Genomic DNA, 22,609 nt, shown 5'->3' with positions numbered 1-22,609 from the left:
CCACTTTTCAAGTTACATGATGCGGCAAGCAAACCCTTTCAGATACAGTCCTTCGGGGTAGGTTGCTATCACCGGGTGGTCGGCAGCCTGGCGGAACTGTTCTATAAATTGTACATCACGTCCGGCATCCAGGGCGGCATCGGCAATGATTTTCTGAAATAAATCGGTGGTCATCAGGCCGGAGCAGGAGAAGGTCAGCAGGACGCCGCCGGGATTCAGGAGCTGAATCGCCAGCATGTTGATGTCCTTATAGCCGCGGCAGGCGCCCATCAGCTGGCTTTTGTTTTCAACAAACTTCGGTGGATCCATCACAATCACGTCAAACTTTTCGCCGGCGTCGCGATATTTCCGCAGCAGCTTGAAGACGTCGTCGCGGATGAACTCCGCTTTAGACAGATCCAGCTTGTTCAGCTCAACGTTCTGCTTTGCGACGTCCAGCGCCTCCTGCGAGGTGTCAACGCTGACAACCTGACGGCAGCCGCCCATCAGCGCGGAGATGGCAAAACCGCCGGTATAGGAGAAGCAGTTCAGCACGCGCTTATCGGCGACGTAGCGACGGGTCGCCAGGCGGCTGTCGCGCTGGTCAAGGTAATAGCCGGTTTTGTGGCCGCCCTGAATATCTACCAGCAGCTGCATACCGTGCTCGGTAATCGGCAGCAGGGCAGGCGGCAGTTCGCCGACAACCGGCCCCTGCGCCAGCTCCAGCCCCTCTTTTTTACGCACCGCGACGTCGCTACGATCGTAGATAGCGCAGTTCGGAAACAGCGTTTGCAGCGCGCTGACAATCGACGCCCGCTGGTATTCGGCACCGGCGCTCAGCAGCTGCAGTACAAAAAAGTCGCCAAAACGATCGATGGTCACGCCCGGCAGGCCGTCGGACTCACCGGCTATCAGGCGATAGCTATCGAGCCCGTCGCGGGCCGCCAGCCACTCGCGCCAGGTTTGCGCCTGCTGCAGGCGACGTTCGAAAAAGGCGTTATCAATGGCTTCATTGCGATCGAAGCTCCAGACGCGGGCGCGGATCTGTGAAGACGGCGAATAGGCGCCGCGGGCCAGCCATTTTCCCTGCGAATCAACGATATCGATGGTCTCACCTGAACGGGCTTTACCTTCCATCCGGGCGACGGCGCCGGAGAAGATCCAAGGATGGCGACGCAGCAGGGATTTCTCGCGTCCTTTGGTTAACACTAAGCGGGGGAAAATGGAGTCTGTCATGGGGCTACCTTTAAGCAACGGGAATGTCGGCACCGAAAAAATGGCGCGTAGATTAGCACATGTGGCTGAGGCAAGCACCATTCCACCGGTATCGACAAGTGAGCGTTTCGGCACAAAACGCAGGCGCTTTGGCACAATAAAAAACATGCCGGGATCTTACAGTATTTCCTCACCTTACGGAGGAAAATACGATGAAAACAGGATTGAAGGTCGCAGCCGCGATGATGGTTATTATGAGCGGGACGGTGATTGCCGCGCCGTTTAGCGTCAGCAGCGCGGATATGCGCGACGGCCAGACGCTGGCGCAGACGCACTGGTTTGGCGGTTTTGGCTGCACCGGCGGCAATATCTCACCGCAGATCGCCTGGAAAAATGCTCCGGCGGGTACCCGCAGTTTCGCGGTGACCGCTTACGATCCGGATGCGCCGACCGGGAGCGGCTGGTGGCACTGGACGGTGGTGAATATTGCCCAACAGGTGACTGGCTTAGCCGCTGGCGCCGGAGACAAAAATAACGCTAAACTGCCCGCCGGGGCGATACAGGGGCGCAATGACTTTGGCTATGCGGGTTTTGGCGGCGCGTGTCCGCCCGCCGGAGATAAACCGCATCGCTACCGCTTTACGGTATGGGCGCTTGATACCCCGACGTTGCCCATTGATGGCGAGGCCAGCGGGGCGTTAGTCGGATTTATGTTACACAGCCACGCTATCGCCAGCGCGCAGTTAACGGCGCTGGCCGGAAGATAATAAAAAGGGCGGCATGATGCGGAACATCCATTTTCACCATAACGCGTTAACGGCGGCGGAAATCACTACCCGTCGTTTATGCAAACTGCACCGCGTCACGCTGTTCTCGCCCGCGATCTGCCGGGTAAACCGCGGCAGTAAGGTCATTGTGCAGGGCGCCAGCGAGATGCTGGCAACGCCGCAGCAGCTGATTATTTTGCCCGCCGAGGTTGAGCTCGAGGTGATTAATCAGCCGGAAAACGGGCTGTTTTGCTCCGACCTGCTCTCTCTCACGCCGGAACTGCTGGCGGATTTTAAGCATCGCTATATGAGCGAGCCGCAGACCGGTCGTCTGACGTCGCTTTGCGCGCCGCTGGCGCCGGAAATGTCGTTTATGTGGCAAAGCGTCCTGCGGGCGGTACGGGAGGGGCTCAGCGCCGAGCTGCAGCACCATCAGGCGATGGGATTGCTGCTGGCGCTGTATCAGGCTGGCTACGCCGGGCCGCTGCTCAACGAGCGGCGCGAGGACATAACCGGTCAGGTCAGGCAAATTATTATGCTGTCGCCTGCCGAAGCGTGGAGCGTGGCGAAAGTGGCTAAAATGCTCTTTCTTGGCGAATCGACGCTGCGCCGTCGTTTGCAGCAGGAGTCCCGGAGCTTCCGCCAGATCGTGGAAGAGGTCCGTATGGCCTACGCGCTGGGGCAATTACAGTCGACGTCGCGACCCATTGGCGACATTGCGCAAAGCAGCGGCTACCTGTCAGGCTCGCGCTTTAGCGCCCGTTTTCGTCAGCACTATGGATTATTACCTAAGCATGTACGTTGACGGAATTTGCTATCCTCTGTATTGAGTCATTGGCCGAAAAGGGGGGAGCATGGCAACGGTTTGCACGATGGCGTGGGTATACGGCTCCGTTCAGGGCGTCGGGTTTCGCTATTCGACCCAGCGCGAGGCGCTGCAGCTTGGATTAACGGGATACGCGCGCAATCTCGACGACGGCGGCGTGGAGGTTCTGGCCTGCGGAGAACCGGACCAGGTGGAGAAACTTATTGCCTGGCTGAAGGCCGGTGGGCCGCGCAGCGCGCGGGTGGACAGGGTTCTGACCGAGCCCCATCAGCCCACCAGAGAGTGGCAGAAATTCGCCATTTTGTATTAGATGCATTTAACCGGTTTAGGCAGTCCGGCGATTTTTGTCGCCTGCTTAGCCGGGCCTTTCGGGAACAGGCGGTAGAGGTAGCGGCTGTTGCCTTTCTCTTCGCCAAACTTGTTCGCCATGGCCTTCACCAGCATACGAATCGCCGGTGAGGTGTTAAATTCCAGATAAAAGTCGCGCACAAAGCGCACCACTTCCCAATGCTCAACGGACAGGCTGATGCCCTCCTGCTCAGCGATAACGGCCGCCATCGCTTCGTTCCACAGGGTTGTGTCCTTCAGATAGCCTTCGCTATCGGTCTCTATTTCATTGCCTTCAAAGATAAACATGATTCTTCACATACCGCTGAAAATGGCGGCAGTGTAGCAAAAAATAAGGCCCCGCATAAGCGGGGCCTGAGTACAGACGGGGAGAGGATTAGTCTCTGCTGGCGAAGCCAAGGATGCTCAGCAGGCTGACGAAGATGTTGTACAGCGAGACGTACAGGCTAACGGTCGCGCGGATGTAGTTGGTTTCACCGCCGCGGATGATGTTGCTGGTCTCAAACAGAATGGCGCCTGAAGAGATCAGGATAAACACCGCGCTAATCGCCAGATGCAGAGCCGGCAGCTGCAGGAAAATGTTGGCAACCATACCGATAAGCACGACCACCACGCCCGCCATCAGCATTCCGCCGAGGAAGGACATATCTTTACGGGTGGTCAGCACGTAGGCCGAGCAGCAGAAGAACACCAGCGCGGTACCGCCCAGCGCCAGGCCAATCAGATCGCCCATACCCGCAGACAGGTAGGCGTTAAGCATTGGCCCCAGGATGTAGCCCAGAAAACCGGTAAAGGCGAACGCGGAAATGATACCCGTTGGCTTATTCGCGGTTTTATAGGTCAGGAACATCAGGCCGTACATACCGACCAGCGTCAGAATCAGACCCGGAGAAGGCAGCATCAGCACCGTGCTGGCCGTCGCCGTAATAGCGGAAAATGCCAGCGTCAGGCTAAGCAGGAAATAGGTGTTCCGCAGAACTTTGTGCGTGCTAAGTAGCGATGAACGGTCTCGCGACGATGTAATTATACGATCCATGAGTCACTCTCTTATGACAGATGTAATTAATAACGAAGCATAAAAAAAACAGGGCCTAAGCCCTAATGCTTTTACCCATCTTTACTCAAAGTCAGCGGGCTGAATGCAGCACATTATTCCAGGAAAAAAAGAATAAGTGGCATTTTTATTTGTTCGCCTTCCGGAGTCAGATCGAAATCTGATAACTCACTGAAAAATATTGCGTTATAGCCATTCTGCGACTAACTCTGGAGAGGGTACTCACGAAGCGTAACAAAGGCAAGGGATATGAAAACACAAAAATATAATCACATCACACGCGTACTGGTGGCCGTCGGTCTGTTCTCCATGGTCATCCCGGCGCTGGCCGCTCAGGTACCGCCGGGAACGGCGTTGGCCGAAAAGCAAGAACTGGTCAGAAATAACGGCAGCGAACCGTCGTCGCTGGATCCGCATAAAGTGGAAAGCGACGTTGAAAACAACATTATCAGCGATCTTTTTGAAGGGCTGGTCAGCGTATCGCCAGCAGGAGAGATTGAGCCCCGGCTGGCGGAGAAGTGGGAGAATAAGGACAACACCGTCTGGACGTTCCACCTGCGTCCCGGTGTGACCTGGTCCGACGGTACGGCGATCACGGCGCAGGATATTGTCTGGAGCTGGCAGCGTCTGGTGTCGCCGCTAACGGCGTCGCCTTACGCGAGCTATCCCGGCAATATGCATATCGTCAACGGGGCGGAGATCGCGCAGGGGCAAAAAGCGCCCGAGACGCTGGGCGTCAAAGCGATAGATGATGCCACCCTTGAGGTCACCTTAACTCAGCCGAATGCGGCGTTTTTGGCGATGCTGGCGCACCCGTCTTTGGTTCCGCTCGATAAAGTGCTGATATCGCGCTACGGCGACAAATGGACCAAACCGGAGCATATCGTAACCAGCGGGCCCTATAAGCTGTCGCAGTGGGTGGTGAATGAGCGCATTGTGGCCGAGCGCAATCCGCGCTACTGGGATAACGCGCATACGGTCATCAATAAGGTGACGTACCTGCCGATAAGCTCTGAAACCGCCGACGTCAACCGCTATAAGGCGGGAGAGATCGATATTGTGTTTACGGTACCGATTAATCAGTTTGCCCAGCTCAAAAAAACCATGGGCGATCAGCTGAATGTTTCGCCGCAGCTGGCCACCTATTATTACGAATTCAACACCACCCGGCCGCCGTTTAACGACCCGCGCGTACGGCGGACGCTGAATATGGCCCTCGATAAAGATATTATCGCGGAGAAGGTGCTGGGGCAGGGGCAGCGTCCGGCCTGGCTTATCAGCCAGCCTGACATCGGCGGGGTGAAGCTGCACAATCCCGAGTACGCCAGCTGGCCGCGCGAGAAGCGTATCGCCGAGGCGAAAAAGCTATTGAGCGAAGCCGGGTATAATGAGACCCATCCGCTGGTCTTTAATCTGCTCTATAACACGTCCGAATCTCACCAGCGAATTGCCATCGCCGCCAGCTCAATGTGGAAAAAGAACCTTGGCGTTGAGGCGAAGCTGCAAAACCAGGAGTGGAAGACCATGCTCGACGCCATGCATACGCATAATTTTGACGCCGTGCGCTACGCGTGGATAGCCGACTATGACGACGCCGCGACGTTTCTCAATAACTTCCGCACCGGCGACAGTGAAAATACCAGCCAGTACAGCAACCCGGCCTACGATGAGGCGCTGCGCAATGCGGCAAAAGCCTCTGACACGACGGCACGGGGCAAGTTCTACCAGCAGGCGGAGGATCTGTTAGGTCAGGATGTCCCGGCCATTCCGGTCTATCACTACGTGCGCACCCATCTGGTCAAGCCATGGGTAGGGGGATTTATGTCGGATAAGCTGGGGTATTACTACACCAAAGATATGTACATCAAAAAACATTAACGCGAAGAGGGCGGCTTGCGCTGAAAATCTGCGCAAACTGCCTGAATTTCAGACGAATAACGCGTTTTTGTTTAATTTTAAGGCAGTTGAATAAATTGGTGCTTTACAGCCTGAACAGAGGTGTTTATAGTGCGCCTCATTGGAAGCGTGGCCGAGCGGTTGAAGGCACCGGTCTTGAAAACCGGCGACCCGAAAGGGTTCTAGAGTTCGAATCTCTACGCTTCCGCCAAATTCTAAATAAAATCAATAACTTGAAGAATGGTTTTGATTTTATAGTGCATAAAGTAGTACAAAAAGCCCGTTTAGACGGGCTTTTTTACATCTAAAGTCCGTCCTTTGCTCAATAAATATCCTTTCAGTAGCAATGCCCCCTTTTCAGGTAAGAGGCATTACTGTAAGTCGATACCTATGGTAAAGATACTTTGTTATTAGTGCCCATCAATATGCTACTTTGTGATGGTAAAAACTCCCCTTTATTTTCATCTCTTCCTTGTAATAATATTTTTGCATCATCTTTATTATAGTCACGAACGGCTTTAGCTGATAGCTCACCGATAATGGTGTCAGATGAGCGTAGCCGGTTAATAATAAGAACTAACTTTGTGTCATTAAAGTCGGACATCATGTTTTGATCTCCTTCGCTATCGCCAGCAACTAATATTGGTCCTGTATTTTTGTAATGTTGTTGTATAAATTTCTTTATGGTTTCGGTTTTACCTTTACCTTGCGTCTGGGGATAGTATGGATCGAGGCTGTGAGTCAATCTACCTTCTTTATCATATAAGGGATGCATTGCATAGACATGAGACTCAGGAACAGAAAAACCATATTTTTCTGTAGTAACGATGCTTTTTATCACATCTAAAGCAGAAGCGGAAATGACATAAACATCAACACCTGCCTGCTGTAGGTTTTTATATAATGTCTGCATTTCTGGGATCAGCCTGAATCCATTTTTCCATGTTACTGATACGATACCAGCTCGGCCTGCCATATCTGCTGGGCTTACCCATGTCACCTTTCCGATAGGCTGGTTATTTTGCCACTCAATAGTATCGTGCACTAAATCAGCTACTTCTTTTTTGGACATGCCAGAAAAAAGATACGTCACCCATGGATAAGATACCTCATGGTCGAATGACCCACCGATTGCATCATATACATATCTCATTTTCACTATAAAATTCATATAATTGGAATTTTTTTTAATTTCATCAAGCGTTTTATTACCCGCAAATCGGCTGTAATTATTGTATAGCCATGTGTAGCTAACAATAATGTCTTGACCAATGAGGTTTATATTAACCGGTTGATGATTTTTATTATTATAATCCGAGTTAAAGTTTGAAGGCGGTATATCTTTGTAAATTATCTCTTTCAATATCTCAGGTTTCATCGAAAATTTAAGGTTTTCTAGTTGATAGATAAGCGTTGCCTCTTCGATATCCAGAAAAGCTGTTGTGTTGTCAAAATCAAAAACAGCATATAAAGAATGCGCTGGCTTCTGCTTTGCTTCTTGAATGAGTCTGTCAATTTTTCTTGAGTTGAATTCGTCCCAATTACCGATAACTATTTGCTTTTGTTGGGGAATCGCAGTTTCTAAATTTTGTGACACTTGATTTGTGTTACTGGCACTGGCCGTTGTTCCATATACTCCAAAAAATACGGATAGTAGTGCATATATTATTGTCATTTTCATGATTAATTCCTTTTTTAGGGTGCATTACCATCTGTAGCAAAAAGTAAAAGCCAGCTATATCAAAAATTGGCACCCTGATCATGAATGTGATGGTTATCATATTTTATGAATATATGAAAATGGTGAGGAAGTAAGCCAGAATTATCTACAGAGAAATGTTTAGTATGACAAGGTAGCAGGCCCAAAACAGTTCGAACTATCTCCGAGTGTTATTTTAATGTCACTTATCTATCTACGGCTAGTCCTGATGGTTCTTTTGCTTTCTTCAACATCGTGCAAGCCTGTCATACAAACCCCGAGCTATTTAATCGCTCGGGGTTTTTTCTTATGTGCCGCTATTCAGTATGCCATTCGGTTGAGTAACCCGCTCTGGCCGTTTGAAGCTGACAGGTGCGGTTCCCTTCGCAAAGTCCCCCCTCATGCGCAGTTGAGGGGGGCGGGCTCAGAAGATATTGATGCTGTAGCCGACAATAAACTTCACGTCGTTACGATCGGTTTTATAGTTGCTGTCTGTCGCCCGGAAGAGCGCCGGGAGCAGGGTAAAGGAGAGGCCTTTCGCCATGCCGTCCGCCACCTGATAGCGAGCGGAAAGATCGAACGACACCATGCTCCCGTCGTACTTTCTCGCCGAACCAGTTTTACTGACATCGCTAACCACGTGCCAGCCGTAGGTTCCGGCACCGCCCAGGGTTAACTCCGGTAGATTAAGATCGGCAAAGTTATAACTCACGCCAAAACGAACCGCGCGGGCGCCGGAAACGTTAAAGTCTTCCAGCTGCGACAGCGTCGGCTGATAATCACGCTTATCGGAGTTCGCCCACGGGGTTAAGCGGAAGTTGTAATCTCCGGTGTTCGGGGCGTAGTTCTGACTATAGCCAAGGGACCACACGGTGTTGTCGTGGCTCAGGTTAAAACCAACCCCCACATAATATTCCGTTGCAGGATCTTTAATTTTCGACAGATCTTCAATGTAGCGCGCACCCTGGTAGAAGAGCTTACTCTGCAGGGAGACATCCTTTGTCAACGTATCGTGACGCTCTACCTGTGCCTGCCAGTTGCGACGGTAGCCTTTACCTTCGCCATAGCCCACGTCAAGCACGGTATTGCCAAAGTTATAGACTGCGCCCACCGTGTGAATGTAATCGATGATTGCACCGGCTTTAATGGTTTTGCCGTTGTCATCGAGTCCGGCGGCGTTGTTCTGGTGCCAGGCCGTAGTCATCGGTTTAAAATCACGGCTCCAGTCGTTCTTGAAGCGGTCGGCCCAGGCGTAGGTCAGCCTCAGTTTGTCGAGGGTCAGGGCACTGTCAAACCCGCGAAAAGCGTGAGGGTTGAGGCCCCAGCTGCTTTTTACGGTACCGGAGTTAATGGGGGTATAGCCCGCGGCCAGCTTGAAGTTGGTGCCTGCATCGCCAAGGTTGAGCTTGAGTGCGGCAACCGACACGCTCATGTAGGACTTCTCGCACGGGCTGAACTTGCCCGGCTCGCCGCAATCGTAGTCGTAGTAAAGGATCTCCGACTGACCGACGGTATGCCCGAGCTTAATGTTGGCGTTGCCCCAGAAATCAAAGCCAATAACGTCCTGGTAATAGCCTGAAATATAGCTAATTGCCACGTTACCGGTCTGGTTCTGGATCCCGGCTGGACCCAGTCCGTATTTACCGGTCGCGGGGTCTTTTACAGCACGATGACGAATATATAGTGAGGTATTGAGATTTAATTTGCCTTCATCATAAAACGCTTTCTCAAACTGAGAAGGCGCTTCATAATCCGTCTCTTCTTCCGCAAAGGCATCTGCGGCAATAAAAAGAAACAGCGGTGTACACAGAGAAACTCTGAGTCTATGACTTGTCATTATTATATACCTTATAAAACCATGTATTATAGGGCGAGGGGATGTACTGCTTATTTAAAACTCGTGTTATTTATGAGCTCCGGGATTTGCGCACCGTATTTTTCGAGGAGATATTCATTATGTTGTACGGAATTCGCAATGTTACCGCTCAAAAATACCGGCAGAGATTTATTTTCACTCCCCAGGTTCGCTATGATTTCCGCGAACAGGGTGTGCATAATAAACAGCCCGGTCATTGAGGAAACCGGCGCGAACGGCGTTGCATGCTCCGTAAGGGAAAGCACCGCATCACCGATTGGTACCTGGTTATCAATGGCGACATCCACGCAGTCCCGCAGCTTAAGGCCAGCCTTGTGCTTCGACGGCTGGGTCTCGGCATACAGAAAGCTGGTCAGCGCCAGGGTAAATGCCCCGTGCTGTTTTGCCCAGAGTGCTGCATCGACCGGAGCGGGGTTAATCCCGGAAGTTGAGATAACAATCAGCGCATCTTTACTGGTGATCGAGAATCTCTCCAGGTGCTCAGCAATATAGTCATTCTGTTTTTCATAATATGATGAGGCCGCCGCCCCCTGATGTAACATTAAAGGTTCGATAAATATTGGCCGAACCGGGGCGATTCCTCCGGCACGATAAAATACATCTTCAGCGAAAATATGTGAGTGGCCGCAGCCGAAAATATAAATTACACCTCCCTGGTTAATGATTTTTGCCAGTTCCACGGCGGTGGAAGTGATTTTATGGCTTTGCTGTTGAGTAATGTCGTTAAGTTTTTTCTGGACGATATCTAAATAGCTCTGAATCATTGTCATAACCAGTATCCTGACCATTGTGGTTGGTAGACTCGGTATAACGCTTCCATATAGAAGTAATCTCCCCAGAGATTACATTCATCGATGCCTTTACCGAGGGCATAGGCGTAAACACCATGTTTAAGTAAGCCTTCGCAGACATCATCATCGCGGGCAGACGCGCCGCGCGTTAATGCCAGCAGACATTGACGCGCCAGTTTCTGGTAACCGGCATCCGGAAAGTGCTTATGCGCTTCCAGCAGGCCGCAGACCGCAATCGCCAGCGCGGAGCTGTCTTTCGGGGCGTCCGGATCTGCAGCCAGCAGCAGATCCCAGGCGGGAACGCCGTCCTCCGGCAGGTAGCGGAAGAAATACTCGCAGGCCTGCTGCCAGCGTTCGTAGTGGTCGGTTTCGCCGGTAGCCGACCAGTGAAGCGGGATGCCGAGAATGGCCCACGCCTGGCCGCGGGCCCAGCAGGAGTTATCGCTGTAGCCCTGAAAGGTTTTCCCGTGCGAAGGCGCACCGCTTGTCTGGTCAAAATAGAAGGTATGGAAAGTGGAGCCGTCTTCGCGAAAAATGTTGTTGATGACCGCCGCATAGTGGCGTTCAGCCACTTCCCGATAACGTGATTCACCGCTGATCTTTGCCGCCACGTGGAGCAGGGGAAGGTTAATCAATGAATCGATAATAAGCCGGTACTCCTGCGGGTCGTTAAGCGTCCCCCAGGCCTGGATAAAACCGGCGCTGTGGTGAAAACGGTTTACCAGCAGATCGGCCGCCGCCAGAATAAGCGGGGTTAGCGCTTCGCGCTCCGTCAGTTTCCAGTACGCGACTGCCGACAGGCTATAAAGGAAGCCGATATCGTGGTGATCGAGGACGTGGTGCGCCGCCAGGCGGGCTTTAAAACTCGCCACATTGCGTTCAACGCCGTCCAGGTAGGCGCGATCGCCGCTGAACTCCCAGGCCATTGCCTGCATCCCGGTCCAGAATCCGTTGGTCCAGTCGTTATTCTCTTTCAGAACGTAGCGAGAATGGATCGTGCAGGCTGAGGGGAATTTCTCGCCGTACAGACCCATGTTACGCGCGATGCGTCGCGCGCACGCCGTCAGCTCATCCCGACAGGCGTCGGGCGTGAGGGCAGGAAAGGGCAGCGGTGTGAGGCGATTCGACAGACTCTCTTTCATGATTTTTCCCTACAGCGTGAATACGCGCTCTTTGTACTGACTCATCAGCATGTCGTTGTATTCTTTACCGCCGGGCAGATTGATGCTGCGCATCACCGGCGGCGCGATACCTTGTTCCAGCAGCATCTCGATGCAGCGGATCACCACGTTATTGATGATGAAGGCCGCAGACAGCGAGGACACCGGACCGGTCATGATGTTGCCGTTATCCATACTTAGCGTGCAGTCACCGGACGGGCAGCCGTTATCGAGAATGACATCGGCATAGTCGCGAATGCTCTCGCTCGTTGGCGTCGACTCGCCGGCGTAGCGGGTGATAACCACCAGCTTCAGCCCCCTCTCTTTGACCTTGCGTGCCAGCTCAACGTGCAGCGGTTTAGTGCCGGAGTTGGAGATAATCACAAAGCAGTCTGACTCGCGCAGATCGAGCAGCCCGGAGAAGATGTCGCCAATCCCTTTCAGCGAATCAAACCAGCCGGTTGGCCCATAGAACTGGTCAATGGCTTTGGTATTGACCAGGCCGCCCGCACGACCGGCCAGCTCAACCGCCGCGGCAAACGAGTGGCCGGATCCAAAGCCGTGAATAATGCCGTTGGCTTTGACGCACTCGGCAAACAGCGCCGCCGCCTGCTCAACTTCAGCGCTCTGAGTAAGAAACACCTGATTCAGCGTCGCTAAAACATGCTGATAATACTGCTGCTGATGTGGTGACATCCCTTATCCCTTATCGGCTTTTAAAAACGTGGTGATACAGGCGTTCGGCTCTTCCGGCGTCATCTGCGCCGTCACCGCCACGCCTTTTTCCAGCAGCGCGTTGATGGCCGCGATCTCAGCATCGTTGACGCTGACCGAGCGTTTGATCTGGCGGCGATCGTCTTTGTTGGACATATTGCCGATATTGAGCTGTGGGAGGGCAATCCCGGCGTTCATTAGCTTCAGCGCCAGCTCCGGGGTCTTCAGCAGGATCAGTACGCGCTGACCGTCGTAGTTGCCGGCGAGGATATTGGCGCTGGCTTTCTCAAAAGAGAGAATAGAGGTGTTGCAGCCTTCCGGGGCTGCACTGCGCAGCAGCATTTTCTCTACCTCGTTTGCAGCTACGGCGTCGTCAATCACCATAATACGGTTGGCGTTGAAGTGGCTTACCCAGCGGGTGGCCACCTGGCCGTGGATCAGCCGGTCATCGACACGAATATGCACAATACCTTTCATGATAAATTCCTTAAATCAATGTGTTACTTAACCGAGAATATTCAGGTTGTAGCCGATAATACCTAAAGCAATCAGGACAAAAATGACCCGAGTCGAGTTCATCTTTTTGAGCCCCAGCAGCCACCAGGTGAACCCCACAACCAGCAGCGGAATAAGCCCGGGCATAATCTGGTCGGCAATGCTCTGCAGCTTGAGCGACACTTCGCCGTAGCTGAATTCGAAATTAAGATTCGCCTTCACCACCGAGGGGATAAGCGCCCCGATAACCGTCAGCCCGAGAATATTGGCTGCGCGGGTAATTTTGTTGAGGCTATTGGTCAAAGACCCCAGCAGGTTGACCCCTTCCTGATACCCTTTGCTGATGCTAAAGCGCATAAACAGCATGCGAACCAGGGCGAACAGTAGCCAGAGAACAAGCCCCACCGGGTTGCCCTGCAGCGCGAGGTACGAAGCGACAGAACCGATAATGGTGGTCGGAATAACAAAGAACAGCGTATCTCCGATGCCCGCCAGCGGCCCCATCAGACCGGTTTTGATCCCGGCAACCGCATCTTTGCCCGCAAGCCCGGCTTGCTCTTCCAGGGCGATGTTCACCCCGAGGATCCCCGGCGCCATGGTGTTGTTGGTGTTAAAGAACTGGCTGTGTACCTTTGCCGCGTCCTTCTGCTCTTCGGGTTTTGCGTACTTTTTCTCAAGGAACGGATAGATGCTGTACAGATAGCCCAGACCCTGCATTTTTTCGTAGTTCCAGCCAGACTGACCGAACAGGAACCAGCGCCAGAACACGCGTTTTAGTACTTTATTCATCGCCCATTGCTCCATTTGCCGGGGATTCGGTAGTTTGCGTTACCTGTTTTTCTGAGTTGAAGACGTAAAGCGCAATTGCCAGACCCAGCAGCGCGGCGCCCAGCACCGGCACTTTCAGATAGGCCGCCAGGAAAAAGCCCAGAATCAGAAACGAGATGTTCTTCTTAATCGGTAAATAGCGCAGCAGGATGGAGATACCCAGCGCAGGCAGTAGGCCACCGGCGACTTTAAGACCGTTCATGATGGACGCGGGGATCCAGGTCACGACGTCATTAACAAAGGTTGCCCCGAGGATCAGCGCCAACAGCACCGGCAGCATACGCGAGAGCGAAATAGGCACCTGGCCCAGCAGGTTCATCCTGGCCGCCGCCTTCACCTGACCCTCTTCAATCAGCCTGTCGGCCTTATGATGGATAAAGGTGTTGCTGAAGCGGGCGAGGATATCCAGCTGTACCATTAAGAGACCAATCGGCACCGCAATGGTGGCGCCAAACGCCGCGCCCTGGCCGCTGATGATCGCGAAAGTGGTACCCAGCACCGCACCGGTCATGTAGTCCGGGATCGACGCGCCGCCGAAGTTGCCCACGCCCAGTACCAGCAGGTTCAGGGTGCCGCCGACGATAAGCCCGGTGGTCATATCGCCCATAATGAGACCGGCAAAGAAGCCCGCCATGCTCGGTTTCACTAACCCAAGCGTCGTGTTGTTGCCGTCGTATATCGCCAGCCCTGAATAAAGCGTCAGTAACGCTATCTGCCAGACCGCAATGTGCTCCATTTTTTACTCGTCTCCGTCGTCTGTGTGGGCGGCAAGCGCTGCCTGCTGTAAATGGTAAATACCATCACGCGCCGTAGTTATTATTTCATTCAGCGAGGCTGGCGAGTGACTTTCATCAATTGCCATGGCCATTTCCAGAATTAAGTTTAAATTCATCCCAGAGAGCAGGGTGATATTATTCCATAGGTTGTTAGTGACAATAATCTCCATTGCGGAGTTATACGGCGAACCACTTTTTAAATCAGAGAGGATAATAATTTTGGATTTTGCTGCGCTAAGGATGGTGATTTTATCGAGAAGTTCCTGTTTAAATACTGCTATCCCTTTCTCACCATCCAGTTCAACTACATGAAGGTTTGGCTGCGCTCCGAGTATTAATTCTGTGGCCTGTCTGGCACCGCTGGCGAAACCCCCATGTGAGATTAATAATAATTGGTTCATCCTGCCCCCTTATCTGGCGTTCTTATTTCAATATAAAATGATTCTAACCGTTTCCAGGTCTCAATATATTCAATCACCTGACCTTGCTCGTCGTGGGTGTAGCGTTTCATCATGATAACGGGCTGGTGAGCCGTGAGCTCAAGGTGCTGCAGGACTTCTGGCGCAGCATCGGTCAGGGCGCAGATGGTCTGCCGATAGGGCATGGTGTACATATCAAGACCATTGTTAACCTTAAAAGCCTCATAAATAGAGCTGAGTGCCGAATTCTTAATCGTCAATTGACTGGCGAAGTAGCGGGCCGGAATATGCGAAATCTGTAATGCATAAGGTTTGTTATTATCAAACTTTAAGCGCGCAATACGATAATATCTTTCATCATCATTTAACCCGAGTTTTTCTTTAATACACGGATCGTTTTCCAGTTCACAGGCGATAACTTTAACCGACTGCATGCCTTTTAAATCGTTATCTGATTCTGAGAAAATAATGTTCTCATTTCGTTTGGCTTTCGAAACAAAAGTGCCTTTACCCTGATAGCGAATCAGGTAGCCTTCATTCACCATTTCGTGAATAGCGCGAATAACCGTGGCGGAACTGACGGAGTAACGCTCTTTTAATTCCGACTCACTGTAGAATTTTTCCCCGGGTTTAAAAGTACCGTTTCTTATTTCATCTAACAGTGCTGCCTTTATCACCTGGTATTTCGTTGACTGTGCCGTTGCTTTCATTGTTTCGCCAGTTTCTGTTTACATTTATTTTATTTCGTAGGCTTACGATACCCGTACCCGATTGTCCGATCAACCTCTCAACTCAACTTAACCGGTTAACCTGTTAAGTTATTTCCTGGACTGTGATGCATTTCGCAATTTCGCCCCGACGGAGGGGGCAGGGGCGAGGAATTTTTGCCGCAGCGGCCGGGCGTGAACGCAAACTGATTGCCGCGCTATTGCGCTGGCGAGCTGAGAAAACGGAGCGCCCGCATTCAACAACCCCGGCCAGTACATCGCGCGGGGTTTTCTTTTTACAGGGCGCCATTGTGGTGCTTGCGTGCCCTAACGCAGCTGCGCGCAGGCTTCGGCAATCCGCTGACAGGCCTGCGTCAGCAGCCCATCTTCCACCGCGTAGGCAATACGTAAATACCCCGGCATGCCGAACGCGGACCCGTGTAACACGGCCACCTGAGTGTGTTCTAACAGCCAGTTCGCCAGTCCGCTGTCGTCGCGGAGGGTTTCGCCGGTGGGCGTCACTCGCCCAATGAGCCGCTGGCAGTTGGCAAACACATAGAATGCGCCCTGGGGGATGCCAGCGCTCAGGCCCTCGGTGGCGGCAATCATCCCCAGCACCTGCTGACGGCGTTTATCCAGCGTGTGCAGCCAGCCGTCTAAGAAGTCCGCCGAATGGTTAAGGGCAGCGACCGCCGCAGCCTGCGAAATCGCGCTGGGGTTGGAGGTGCTTTGTGATTGCAGGATCTGCATGGCGGCAATGAGCCACTGCGGCCCGCCCGCATAGCCCAGACGCCAGCCGGTCATGGCGTGGCTTTTGGACACGCCGTTCACCGTCAGCGTACGCGAAACCAGCTGCGGCGCGGCCTGAGCAAACGTGGTGAACGGGGTATTGTCGTAACGCAGCGGCTCGTAAATGTCGTCGGCCATCACCAGCACCTGCGGGTAGTCCGCCAGCACGTCTGCCAGCGCGCGCAGCTCCCGTTCGCTGTAAATCGCCCCGGTCGGGTTGCCCGGCGAATTGAGGATCAACCAGCGCGTTGACGGGGTGAGGGCGGCGGCCAGTTGTTCCGGCGTCAGCTTCCAGCCGTGTTGTTCATCGCAGGGCACAATCACCGGTTCGCCGTCGGCCAGAGAGACCATATCCGGGTAAGAGACCCAGTAGGGCGCGGGAATAATCACCTGCTGCCCGGCGTCCAGGGTTGCCAGAAAGGCGTTGAAAATAAGCTGTTTGGCGCCGCTCCCGGCGATGATCTCTTCCGGACGGTAGCGCAGCTGATTGTCGCGAGCGAACTTGGCGGCAATGGCCGCCTTGAGCGCTGCGGTGCCGGAAACGGCGGTATACTTAGTCTGGTGATGCACGATAGCTTCAATGCCCGCATAGCTAATATGGGGTGGGGTAGCAAAATCCAGTTCCCCTTCGCCCAGGTTGATAACCTGCTTGCCTGCGGCTTCCAGTACCCGTACCTGGTCAGAAATGGCCGCGGTCGGAGAAGGCCGTACGGATTGCATACGACGGGCGATTTGACTGTTATTCATAAATCCTCTTTTGTATCTAATGATTCAATTAATACAATTAGGTACCCAACATCAGCAGGAAACTCGCCGTGTCACCGATCTTTATTCTCGATAACAGCTCCGCGCCCGCCCGCTACGGTATCACCGCCAGCCTGTGGGCCAATCGTCTTGGGTTGCCCCTCTGGAGCCTTCGCCCCGACTTCGCCGGGGATGTACCCGATAGCCACCAGCACGTCATTCGTGCAGGGTACTGCGTGACCAGCGGCCTCTGGCGCAGCGATACGCTGCGTGAAGAGGTGCGCGATATCGCCCGCCTGCCGTCATCAGACGCCGTCATTGTGCTGGCGTCCTCGCAGGCGCCGCTTATCGCCGACCTGCCGGGCCAGCGGCTTTACAGCGACGACAGCCGCCACCGCCTGACGCTCAGCGATGGGCAACACACGCTGTTAGATCTCACCGCCGACCGCTACGGCCGCTGGGATAGCGGCGAGTCGTCGTCTGCTGGCGGGTCCTTGCGCATCGCGCTGATTGGCCGCGAGGCGGACCACCGTCTGGTCTATCCCGCCACGCTCGGCTCGCTGGGCGATGCCGCGGCGTCGCTGGGGCTGAACCTGGAGGTCCATTTCTTTGCGCCGGTCAGCCTGTCCACGGGATTACACGAGCTTCAGGCCTTCCAGGGCGTGGTGCTGCCAGGCGGTTCCTCGATGGTGGCGGTCAACGGACAAATCCGCGTGGCGGAAGAGACCCTGGCCCGCGGGCAGCCAACGCTGGGGCTGTGCCTGGGAATGCAGAGCATGATGACCGCAGCCGTGCGCCGTAGCCCGGGTTTCGAATCGGCCATTCCCGCGGAAGTCGCCCCCGATGAAGCCCTGCACAGCTTTGTTCCCTTTGCCGATGGCCGTCATCGCTGCGGCGTATTCCCTTTTTCCTCCGGGCTTATCCCCGGCGATATCCGCGAAATGCACTATAACCATCGCTACTGCTTTAACCCCGAGTTATTGCCGGCGCTGTCTCCCGGCGGGGTCAGCGTGAGCGCGCAAAGCGACGGTATCGTGGAAGCCGTTTCCCAGCCTGAGCTGCCGTTCTGGCACGGGGTTCAGGGGCATCCGGAACTGATGTCCCGCCCGGATGCGCCCCATCCGCTGTTCGTCGCGTTCCTACAGGCGGCGCTTAACGCGCCAGCGTAACCCCGCTGCGAGGGTCGCTGGCAAGCTCCTGCATTACGCGGGTCAGCTCTGCCAGCGCCGCGTCGCCGATCGGTTTTAACGGTGCGCGTACGGTGCCGCCGTTAAAGCCGCGCAGCGCCATCGCCGCTTTCACCAGCTGCGGCTGACCGTGTTTGCGCGCCAGCGCTCGATACGCGTACCACAGCTGATGCAAATCGCGGGCGGTGGCGGCGTCGCCCCGTTCCACTGCGCGGAAGGTATTGACGATCAGCTCCGGCAGCGCGCCGCTGTTGGTCGTGCTGATGCCGTCAAACCCGGCCATCATCGGCCCGAGGAAAGCCAGATCGGAGGCGCAGAACAAACGCAGACGCCCGCGCAGGCGGTTGGCAATCTGATCGATGGCGGTTGGGTTGAGATCGCCCTGTTTGATGCCGACCACGTTCGGGATCTCTGCCAGCCGTTCCAGCAGCGCCGGGGAGAGGGTGATGCCGATGCCCGGCGCGTTGTACACCAGAATGCCGGTTTTGGATAACGGCGCCATCTCATTGAAGTAGCTGACGATCTGTTCGTCAGTGATTTCGCTAACAAAGGGGGCGGTGACCATCGGCAGCCCGCCCAGCTCGCTTGCCAGCAGGGTCAGCTCGCGGGCGTCGCGCGGGTCGGAACTGGCGCTGCACAGCATCACCGCCACGCGATCGTCCACGCAGCCCATCACCTCATGAAACAGCTCTCGGCGTTCTTCGACGGTCATTACCGGAAACTCACCGTAGGTGCCGCCAATCAGCAGGCCGTCATAGCCCAGATCAATCACGCGTTCGATATTTTCACGCAGCGCCGGGAAGTCGATCGCGCCGCTGGCGGTGAACGGGGTGACGGTGATGTTGAAAATGCCGCGCAGGCGTTCACGGCACTCGTTGATATCTTTCATCTTTCTTTCCTTACAGCAGCGTTAATGGGCGAGCCAGGGAACCCAGCTGGCGATATCCGGTTTCAGTCACCACCACGGTTTCGCTGACGCCGACGGTGAATTGACCGTAGATACGCAGGGCCGGCGGGATGTGGAAGGTCATGCCAGGCTGCAGCTCGGTGGTGACGCCGCTGTACAGACTGAGAATGCCGCCTTCGCCCCAGTCCGGCGCGAAGGCGATACCGATGGAGTAACCGGTGCGTTTTTTGAAATTTTCGGTGAATCCGGCGCGGTCGATCACCTTCTGGCAGGCCAGGTGCGGCGCTTCGCAGGTGGCGCCCGGACGAATGGCGTCGAGGGCGGCCTGCAGGGCTTCCTGACAAACTTTTTCCATTTCGATGGCGATAGCGGGCGGGCGGCCCAGCCAGGCGGAGCGCATCATCGCGGCGTGGTAGCGATCGTGGGCGGCGGACATCTCCAGAAAGACCGGGTCGTTATCCTGCATCACCCGACGTCGCCACGTGCCGTGCGGCACGCCGCTGCGTGGGCCGGTAGAAACCAGCGGTTCCATGCCGACATACTCGGAACCGGCGGCAATAGCGGCCCCCATCATCGCGGAGACCAGCGCGTTTTCGTCCGCGCCGCTGCCAATCGCCGCCATCCCGGCGCGCATGCCCGCATCCACATAGCGCGCCGCGAGGGCGATTTTTTCCACCTCCGCCGCCGATTTCACCGCGCGCAGCGGTTCGATGACGCCCGCGGTATCGGCGATGGTGCCGAGCTTCGCCTGCAGGGCTTCATAGACGGCAATCGGCAGGAACCAGCCGCGTTTGTCCAGCCCAATGCGTTTGTTGAGCCAGCCGCGCTGTTGCAGCATGCCTACCAGGAAATCCACCGGGTTATCGCCATCCTGGTAGATGGCGGCGTCTGAAATAAAGGTGTTGGCGATAAAGTTAAAGTATTCGAGCTGGCGAATCACAAAGACCGGATCCCCTTCTACCGGCAGCAGCAGCGCCTGAAAGGTGTAATAGCCCGGCGTTTGCTGACCGGTAAGCCAGAAAATGTTTTCCGGGCCGGTCACGATCATCACGTCCACGCCCGCGCGGCTTAAGCGTTCGCGGGTACGCTGAATGCGCTGCGCATATTCGTCGGCGCGAAAGGCGGACTCGCTGCCCTGAATCACATTGTTAACATCTTGCATCATTAAACTCCTGGAGTAAGTTGGCCCGCGCGGCATCGAACTGCACGCCCAGACCGGGAGAGTCGTTAACGGCGACCATGCCATTGCGGTATTCCAGCCCGCTGACGGGATCGTCGGTTAATCCATCGGCGCCATACAGTTCGGCGAATGCCGGTTGCACCACGCGGCACAGCTGGAGCGCGGCGGCGGTGGCGGCATGGCCTTCATTCATCTGGCCAATCATGAACGGCACGTCGGCGAGTCGCAGACGGACGGCGGCGGCAAGCGTCGGAGCAAGCCCCCCCAGTTTCACCAGCTTGAGATGCCCCCACAGCGCACCTTTGGCGGCGATAAGCCGGGTGATGGCCGACTCGCTGTTGAGGCTTTCGTCGAGCATGATCGGGATGCCGTAGCCGTACAGTTCAGCAAGCTGGCTATCGTTTGCCGGGCTTAACGGCTGTTCGATATAGCTGAGATTCAGCTCGCGCAGATAAGGGAACGCCGCGTGAGCCTGCGCCAGCGACCACTGGCCGTTCACGTCAATCGCCAGCGAAATCTGCTGACCAAACCGCAGCCTCAGCTTTTGCAGGCGGGCCAGGTCGGTGGCGAAATCCGCTATCCCCGTGCGTAACTTCAGCTGGGTAAAACCGCGATCGACATAGCGCTGCGCCTGCGCCAGCATCTCTGCTTCGCTGCCCCAGAACAGCGTCTGATTGGTGTGCCAGGCGGGCAGGCCAGCTGGCGCCCCCAGCCAGGCGGCGACGCTGACCCCGTTCTGACGCGCCATTAAATCGTGCAACGCCATATCCAGCGCCATGCGCGACGGCGGCAGCAGCGTGCGGTCCTCCTCGTGCAGCGCGGCAAGTTGCGCCGCGGGCTCCTGGCGCCAGTCCCAACCGTTGAGGCGCTGAAGCAGGTTGTTCAGCACCTGCTCTTCGCGGTAGCCGTGCAGGTAGCGAATGTTGAGACGCACTTCGCCAATCCCCGTCACGCCACGGTCTTCCAGGCGCAACCAGAGGGTGTCGAGCGCCGTCACCGGGCCGGAGGCGGCGGTATGCAGCGTCACGCCGGCGTAATGCAGGTCTCCCCGAAAGAGCTGCGCTTTCATAAATCGGACGCCGGCGGCAGCATGGCGAGCGCAATATCGAGATAGATATCTGCCGCGGCGATAAATTCATCGACGGGGACGAATTCATCGGGCTTGTGGGCCACGGCCAGCGAGCCGGGGCCAATCACCACGCCCTTTGCGCCCAGCGAACAGAAATGCACCAGGTCGCAGCCGCCCTGAAAACCAAACGGGCCGGGTTCGCTCTGTCCGTGACGGCGGCAGGCGGCAAGGCTTTGCTCGACAATGGCTTCGCTGCTGTCGGTTTGCGTCGCGCCGCCGGTGGTGGGCTGCCAGGCGATAATTTCCGCTTCCACGTTTGCCTGCGCGTACGCGTGGTCGAGCAGCTGTTGCAGTTCGGCTTTAACAACCTCTTCGTCTTCCCCCGGTACCATGCGGCGATCGAGCAGCAGCTCGCAGCTGTCTGGCACCACGTTGTCCGCATGGCCGCCGTTGATGCGGGTCACCGTCAGGCTGGCATTGCCGACCAGATCGTGGCAGCGGCAACGCACCTGCTGGTGGTGGGCCTCTTCGATCAGCCCTAAAAGGCGCGCGGACTGGTAAATGGCGTTAACCCCCAGCTCCGGCGTGCCGGAGTGCGCGGTGACGCCTTTTACCCGCACGCGAGGACGCAAGCTGCCTTTGTGAGCCGAGAAGGTCGCATTCGATGTCGGCTCGCCAATCACCGCGAAATCAATCGCCGGCGGGGTGTCGCGTACGTAAAATTTCGCCCCTTCGCTGGCGACCTCTTCATCGGCGGTGAACACGCCCATCAAGGTGCCGGACCAGCGCTGACGGTTGGCGGCCAGTAGACGCAGGGCTTCAACCATCGCCACCAGCGGGCCTTTGGCATCGCAGGCGCCGCGCCCGTACAGGCGGCCATCGCGTTCGCTGAGGGTGAAGGGATCGCTCGCCCAGCCGCTGCCCGCCGGAACGGTGTCGATATGGGTGTTGAAGGCGAAGCACGGTCCCGGTCCATTGTGCAGGACGGCGATAACGTTGGTCCGCCCCGGCGCGTATTCGCTAAAGGAGAGATCGAACCCGGCGGTCAGCAGCCAGCCTTCCAGACATTCGGCGGCTTCACGCTCATGGCCCGGCGGATTTTCCGTATTGATGGCAACCAGCGTCGCTAAATCCTTTTTCATTCGTGCGCTGTCAACCTGGTAACTGGACATAGGAACTCCAT

23 protein-coding genes and 1 tRNA gene are annotated in these 22,609 nt (G+C 55.4%); 6 read left to right on the top strand and 18 right to left on the bottom strand.

All coding sequences use genetic code 11. The features are described from left to right. Nucleotides 1-12: 12 nt before the first annotated feature. Nucleotides 13-1,215 (bottom strand): 23S rRNA (cytosine(1962)-C(5))-methyltransferase RlmI, encoded by a 1,203-nt coding sequence (gene rlmI / locus MKleb_RS17450; RefSeq protein ID WP_009651924.1) that lies wholly within the window; start codon nt 1,213-1,215, stop codon nt 13-15. 191 nt (nt 1,216-1,406) lie between these two features. Between rlmI and MKleb_RS17445 the strand changes: the two genes are divergently transcribed. The 3 genes from MKleb_RS17445 to yccX are packed head-to-tail and all read left to right on the top strand — an operon-like array spanning nt 1,407 to nt 3,097. Beyond that, nucleotides 1,407-1,961, top strand: coding sequence for a YbhB/YbcL family Raf kinase inhibitor-like protein (locus MKleb_RS17445; RefSeq protein WP_014228676.1), 555 nt, complete (start codon nt 1,407-1,409; stop codon nt 1,959-1,961). Nucleotides 1,962-1,977: 16 nt separating this feature from the next. Continuing rightward, nucleotides 1,978-2,766, top strand: a complete 789-nt coding sequence (locus tag MKleb_RS17440) for a helix-turn-helix transcriptional regulator (protein ID WP_014837988.1) — start codon at nt 1,978-1,980, stop codon at nt 2,764-2,766. Nucleotides 2,767-2,815: 49 nt separating this feature from the next. Continuing rightward, on the top strand, nt 2,816-3,097 hold the full coding sequence (gene yccX / locus MKleb_RS17435) for an acylphosphatase (RefSeq protein ID WP_004849561.1): 282 nt from the start codon (nt 2,816-2,818) through the stop codon (nt 3,095-3,097). Here the strand turns inward: yccX and tusE are convergent. Further along, nucleotides 3,094-3,423: a sulfurtransferase TusE gene (tusE, locus tag MKleb_RS17430; protein ID WP_004849563.1), complete on the bottom strand. Its 330-nt coding sequence runs from the start codon at nt 3,421-3,423 to the stop codon at nt 3,094-3,096. The genes yccX and tusE overlap by 4 nt on opposite strands. 88 nt (nt 3,424-3,511) lie before the next feature. Then, entirely contained in the window at nt 3,512-4,171 is a 660-nt protein-coding gene (gene yccA, locus MKleb_RS17425; RefSeq protein WP_004100829.1) for an FtsH protease modulator YccA, read from the bottom strand. A gap of 267 nt (nt 4,172-4,438) precedes the next feature. Between yccA and MKleb_RS17420 the strand changes: the two genes are divergently transcribed. Continuing rightward, nucleotides 4,439-6,067 (top strand): ABC transporter substrate-binding protein, encoded by a 1,629-nt coding sequence (locus tag MKleb_RS17420; protein ID WP_025106169.1) that lies wholly within the window; start codon nt 4,439-4,441, stop codon nt 6,065-6,067. A gap of 141 nt (nt 6,068-6,208) precedes the next feature. Beyond that, nucleotides 6,209-6,296: transfer RNA gene (locus tag MKleb_RS17415), tRNA-Ser, on the top strand. Nucleotides 6,297-6,473: 177 nt separating this feature from the next. Here the strand turns inward: MKleb_RS17415 and MKleb_RS17410 are convergent. The 11 genes from MKleb_RS17410 to MKleb_RS17360 all read right to left on the bottom strand — a co-directional run bounded on the left by MKleb_RS17410 (nt 6,474) and on the right by MKleb_RS17360 (nt 17,086). Then, the gene (locus MKleb_RS17410) at nt 6,474-7,766 is read right to left on the bottom strand and encodes an HAD family hydrolase (protein WP_025106170.1); all 1,293 of its coding nucleotides are present in this window, start codon (nt 7,764-7,766) and stop codon (nt 6,474-6,476) included. A 442-nt stretch (nt 7,767-8,208) separates the two neighbouring features. Further along, nucleotides 8,209-9,621: an OprD family outer membrane porin gene (locus tag MKleb_RS17405; RefSeq protein ID WP_025106171.1), complete on the bottom strand. Its 1,413-nt coding sequence runs from the start codon at nt 9,619-9,621 to the stop codon at nt 8,209-8,211. Between the two features lie 50 nt (nt 9,622-9,671). After that, nucleotides 9,672-10,430 (bottom strand): SIS domain-containing protein, encoded by a 759-nt coding sequence (locus tag MKleb_RS17400; RefSeq protein WP_049104718.1) that lies wholly within the window; start codon nt 10,428-10,430, stop codon nt 9,672-9,674. Beyond that, a complete protein-coding gene (locus tag MKleb_RS17395; RefSeq protein WP_217076028.1) occupies nt 10,427-11,593 on the bottom strand; it encodes a glycoside hydrolase family 88 protein in 1,167 nt (388 codons plus the stop codon). Before MKleb_RS17395 ends, MKleb_RS17400 begins: the two co-directional genes overlap by 4 nt. 9 nt (nt 11,594-11,602) lie before the next feature. Continuing rightward, nucleotides 11,603-12,307 carry a sugar isomerase domain-containing protein gene (locus MKleb_RS17390; protein WP_024359662.1) on the bottom strand — a complete coding sequence of 235 codons (705 nt, stop codon included), beginning with the start codon at nt 12,305-12,307 and terminating at the stop codon, nt 11,603-11,605. Between the two features lie 3 nt (nt 12,308-12,310). Continuing rightward, nucleotides 12,311-12,802: a PTS sugar transporter subunit IIB gene (locus MKleb_RS17385; protein ID WP_025106174.1), complete on the bottom strand. Its 492-nt coding sequence runs from the start codon at nt 12,800-12,802 to the stop codon at nt 12,311-12,313. A 27-nt stretch (nt 12,803-12,829) separates the two neighbouring features. Then, the gene (locus MKleb_RS17380; protein WP_025106175.1) at nt 12,830-13,609 is read right to left on the bottom strand and encodes a PTS system mannose/fructose/sorbose family transporter subunit IID; all 780 of its coding nucleotides are present in this window, start codon (nt 13,607-13,609) and stop codon (nt 12,830-12,832) included. After that, nucleotides 13,602-14,384, bottom strand: a complete 783-nt coding sequence (locus tag MKleb_RS17375; protein ID WP_014228687.1) for a PTS mannose/fructose/sorbose/N-acetylgalactosamine transporter subunit IIC — start codon at nt 14,382-14,384, stop codon at nt 13,602-13,604. The genes MKleb_RS17380 and MKleb_RS17375 overlap by 8 nt, the downstream gene beginning before the upstream one ends. A gap of 3 nt (nt 14,385-14,387) precedes the next feature. Next, complete coding sequence (locus MKleb_RS17370) at nt 14,388-14,825, bottom strand: PTS sugar transporter subunit IIA (protein ID WP_014228688.1); 438 nt, start codon at nt 14,823-14,825, stop codon at nt 14,388-14,390. Beyond that, nucleotides 14,822-15,553, bottom strand: a complete 732-nt coding sequence (locus tag MKleb_RS17365) for a GntR family transcriptional regulator (RefSeq protein WP_014837997.1) — start codon at nt 15,551-15,553, stop codon at nt 14,822-14,824. Before MKleb_RS17365 ends, MKleb_RS17370 begins: the two co-directional genes overlap by 4 nt. Before the next feature lie 324 nt (nt 15,554-15,877). Then, nucleotides 15,878-17,086, bottom strand: a complete 1,209-nt coding sequence (locus tag MKleb_RS17360; protein WP_014837999.1) for a pyridoxal phosphate-dependent aminotransferase — start codon at nt 17,084-17,086, stop codon at nt 15,878-15,880. Between the two features lie 68 nt (nt 17,087-17,154). Here MKleb_RS17360 and MKleb_RS17355 point away from each other — a divergent pair, with 68 nt between their 5' ends. Continuing rightward, on the top strand, nt 17,155-18,252 hold the full coding sequence (locus tag MKleb_RS17355) for a glutamine amidotransferase-related protein (protein WP_217076027.1): 1,098 nt from the start codon (nt 17,155-17,157) through the stop codon (nt 18,250-18,252). On the opposite strand, the gene MKleb_RS17350 is transcribed toward MKleb_RS17355, so the two are convergent. The 4 genes from MKleb_RS17350 to MKleb_RS17335 are packed head-to-tail and all read right to left on the bottom strand — an operon-like array spanning nt 18,236 to nt 22,598. Beyond that, nucleotides 18,236-19,159 (bottom strand): dihydrodipicolinate synthase family protein, encoded by a 924-nt coding sequence (locus MKleb_RS17350; protein WP_025106177.1) that lies wholly within the window; start codon nt 19,157-19,159, stop codon nt 18,236-18,238. The genes MKleb_RS17355 and MKleb_RS17350 overlap by 17 nt on opposite strands. A gap of 10 nt (nt 19,160-19,169) precedes the next feature. After that, complete coding sequence (locus tag MKleb_RS17345) at nt 19,170-20,339, bottom strand: M24 family metallopeptidase (RefSeq protein ID WP_014228693.1); 1,170 nt, start codon at nt 20,337-20,339, stop codon at nt 19,170-19,172. After that, complete coding sequence (locus tag MKleb_RS17340) at nt 20,326-21,426, bottom strand: mandelate racemase/muconate lactonizing enzyme family protein (RefSeq protein ID WP_025106178.1); 1,101 nt, start codon at nt 21,424-21,426, stop codon at nt 20,326-20,328. The genes MKleb_RS17345 and MKleb_RS17340 overlap by 14 nt, the downstream gene beginning before the upstream one ends. Beyond that, a complete protein-coding gene (locus MKleb_RS17335; protein WP_025106179.1) occupies nt 21,423-22,598 on the bottom strand; it encodes a M20 family metallopeptidase in 1,176 nt (391 codons plus the stop codon). Before MKleb_RS17335 ends, MKleb_RS17340 begins: the two co-directional genes overlap by 4 nt. Nucleotides 22,599-22,609: the final 11 nt, after the last annotated feature.

It is taken from the genome of Klebsiella sp. PL-2018 (assembly GCF_019048985.1).
In the GTDB taxonomy this organism is placed as follows: domain Bacteria; phylum Pseudomonadota; class Gammaproteobacteria; order Enterobacterales; family Enterobacteriaceae; genus Klebsiella; species Klebsiella michiganensis.
The sequence above is the reverse complement of the archived record's forward strand: the minus strand, read 5'-3'. Positions and strand labels throughout refer to the sequence as shown.

What these genes read in the sequence shown, in the direction of transcription:
- MKleb_RS17360 (WP_014837999.1), bottom strand. Translation starts at nt 17,086, where the DNA reads ATGAATAACAGTCAAATCGCCCGTCGTATGCAATCCGTACGGCCTTCT.
- yccA (WP_004100829.1), bottom strand. Translation starts at nt 4,171, where the DNA reads ATGGATCGTATAATTACATCGTCGCGAGACCGTTCATCGCTACTTAGC.
- yccX (WP_004849561.1), top strand. Translation starts at nt 2,816, where the DNA reads ATGGCAACGGTTTGCACGATGGCGTGGGTATACGGCTCCGTTCAGGGC.
- MKleb_RS17390 (WP_024359662.1), bottom strand. Translation starts at nt 12,307, where the DNA reads ATGTCACCACATCAGCAGCAGTATTATCAGCATGTTTTAGCGACGCTG.
- MKleb_RS17370 (WP_014228688.1), bottom strand. Translation starts at nt 14,825, where the DNA reads ATGAACCAATTATTATTAATCTCACATGGGGGTTTCGCCAGCGGTGCC.
- MKleb_RS17420 (WP_025106169.1), top strand. Translation starts at nt 4,439, where the DNA reads ATGAAAACACAAAAATATAATCACATCACACGCGTACTGGTGGCCGTC.
- tusE (WP_004849563.1), bottom strand. Translation starts at nt 3,423, where the DNA reads ATGTTTATCTTTGAAGGCAATGAAATAGAGACCGATAGCGAAGGCTAT.
- rlmI (WP_009651924.1), bottom strand. Translation starts at nt 1,215, where the DNA reads ATGACAGACTCCATTTTCCCCCGCTTAGTGTTAACCAAAGGACGCGAG.
- MKleb_RS17385 (WP_025106174.1), bottom strand. Translation starts at nt 12,802, where the DNA reads ATGAAAGGTATTGTGCATATTCGTGTCGATGACCGGCTGATCCACGGC.
- MKleb_RS17380 (WP_025106175.1), bottom strand. Translation starts at nt 13,609, where the DNA reads ATGAATAAAGTACTAAAACGCGTGTTCTGGCGCTGGTTCCTGTTCGGT.
- MKleb_RS17440 (WP_014837988.1), top strand. Translation starts at nt 1,978, where the DNA reads ATGCGGAACATCCATTTTCACCATAACGCGTTAACGGCGGCGGAAATC.
- MKleb_RS17445 (WP_014228676.1), top strand. Translation starts at nt 1,407, where the DNA reads ATGAAAACAGGATTGAAGGTCGCAGCCGCGATGATGGTTATTATGAGC.
- MKleb_RS17340 (WP_025106178.1), bottom strand. Translation starts at nt 21,426, where the DNA reads ATGAAAGCGCAGCTCTTTCGGGGAGACCTGCATTACGCCGGCGTGACG.
- MKleb_RS17400 (WP_049104718.1), bottom strand. Translation starts at nt 10,430, where the DNA reads ATGACAATGATTCAGAGCTATTTAGATATCGTCCAGAAAAAACTTAAC.
- MKleb_RS17350 (WP_025106177.1), bottom strand. Translation starts at nt 19,159, where the DNA reads ATGAAAGATATCAACGAGTGCCGTGAACGCCTGCGCGGCATTTTCAAC.
- MKleb_RS17345 (WP_014228693.1), bottom strand. Translation starts at nt 20,339, where the DNA reads ATGCAAGATGTTAACAATGTGATTCAGGGCAGCGAGTCCGCCTTTCGC.
- MKleb_RS17335 (WP_025106179.1), bottom strand. Translation starts at nt 22,598, where the DNA reads ATGTCCAGTTACCAGGTTGACAGCGCACGAATGAAAAAGGATTTAGCG.
- MKleb_RS17405 (WP_025106171.1), bottom strand. Translation starts at nt 9,621, where the DNA reads ATGACAAGTCATAGACTCAGAGTTTCTCTGTGTACACCGCTGTTTCTT.
- MKleb_RS17365 (WP_014837997.1), bottom strand. Translation starts at nt 15,553, where the DNA reads ATGAAAGCAACGGCACAGTCAACGAAATACCAGGTGATAAAGGCAGCA.
- MKleb_RS17410 (WP_025106170.1), bottom strand. Translation starts at nt 7,766, where the DNA reads ATGAAAATGACAATAATATATGCACTACTATCCGTATTTTTTGGAGTA.
- MKleb_RS17375 (WP_014228687.1), bottom strand. Translation starts at nt 14,384, where the DNA reads ATGGAGCACATTGCGGTCTGGCAGATAGCGTTACTGACGCTTTATTCA.
- MKleb_RS17395 (WP_217076028.1), bottom strand. Translation starts at nt 11,593, where the DNA reads ATGAAAGAGAGTCTGTCGAATCGCCTCACACCGCTGCCCTTTCCTGCC.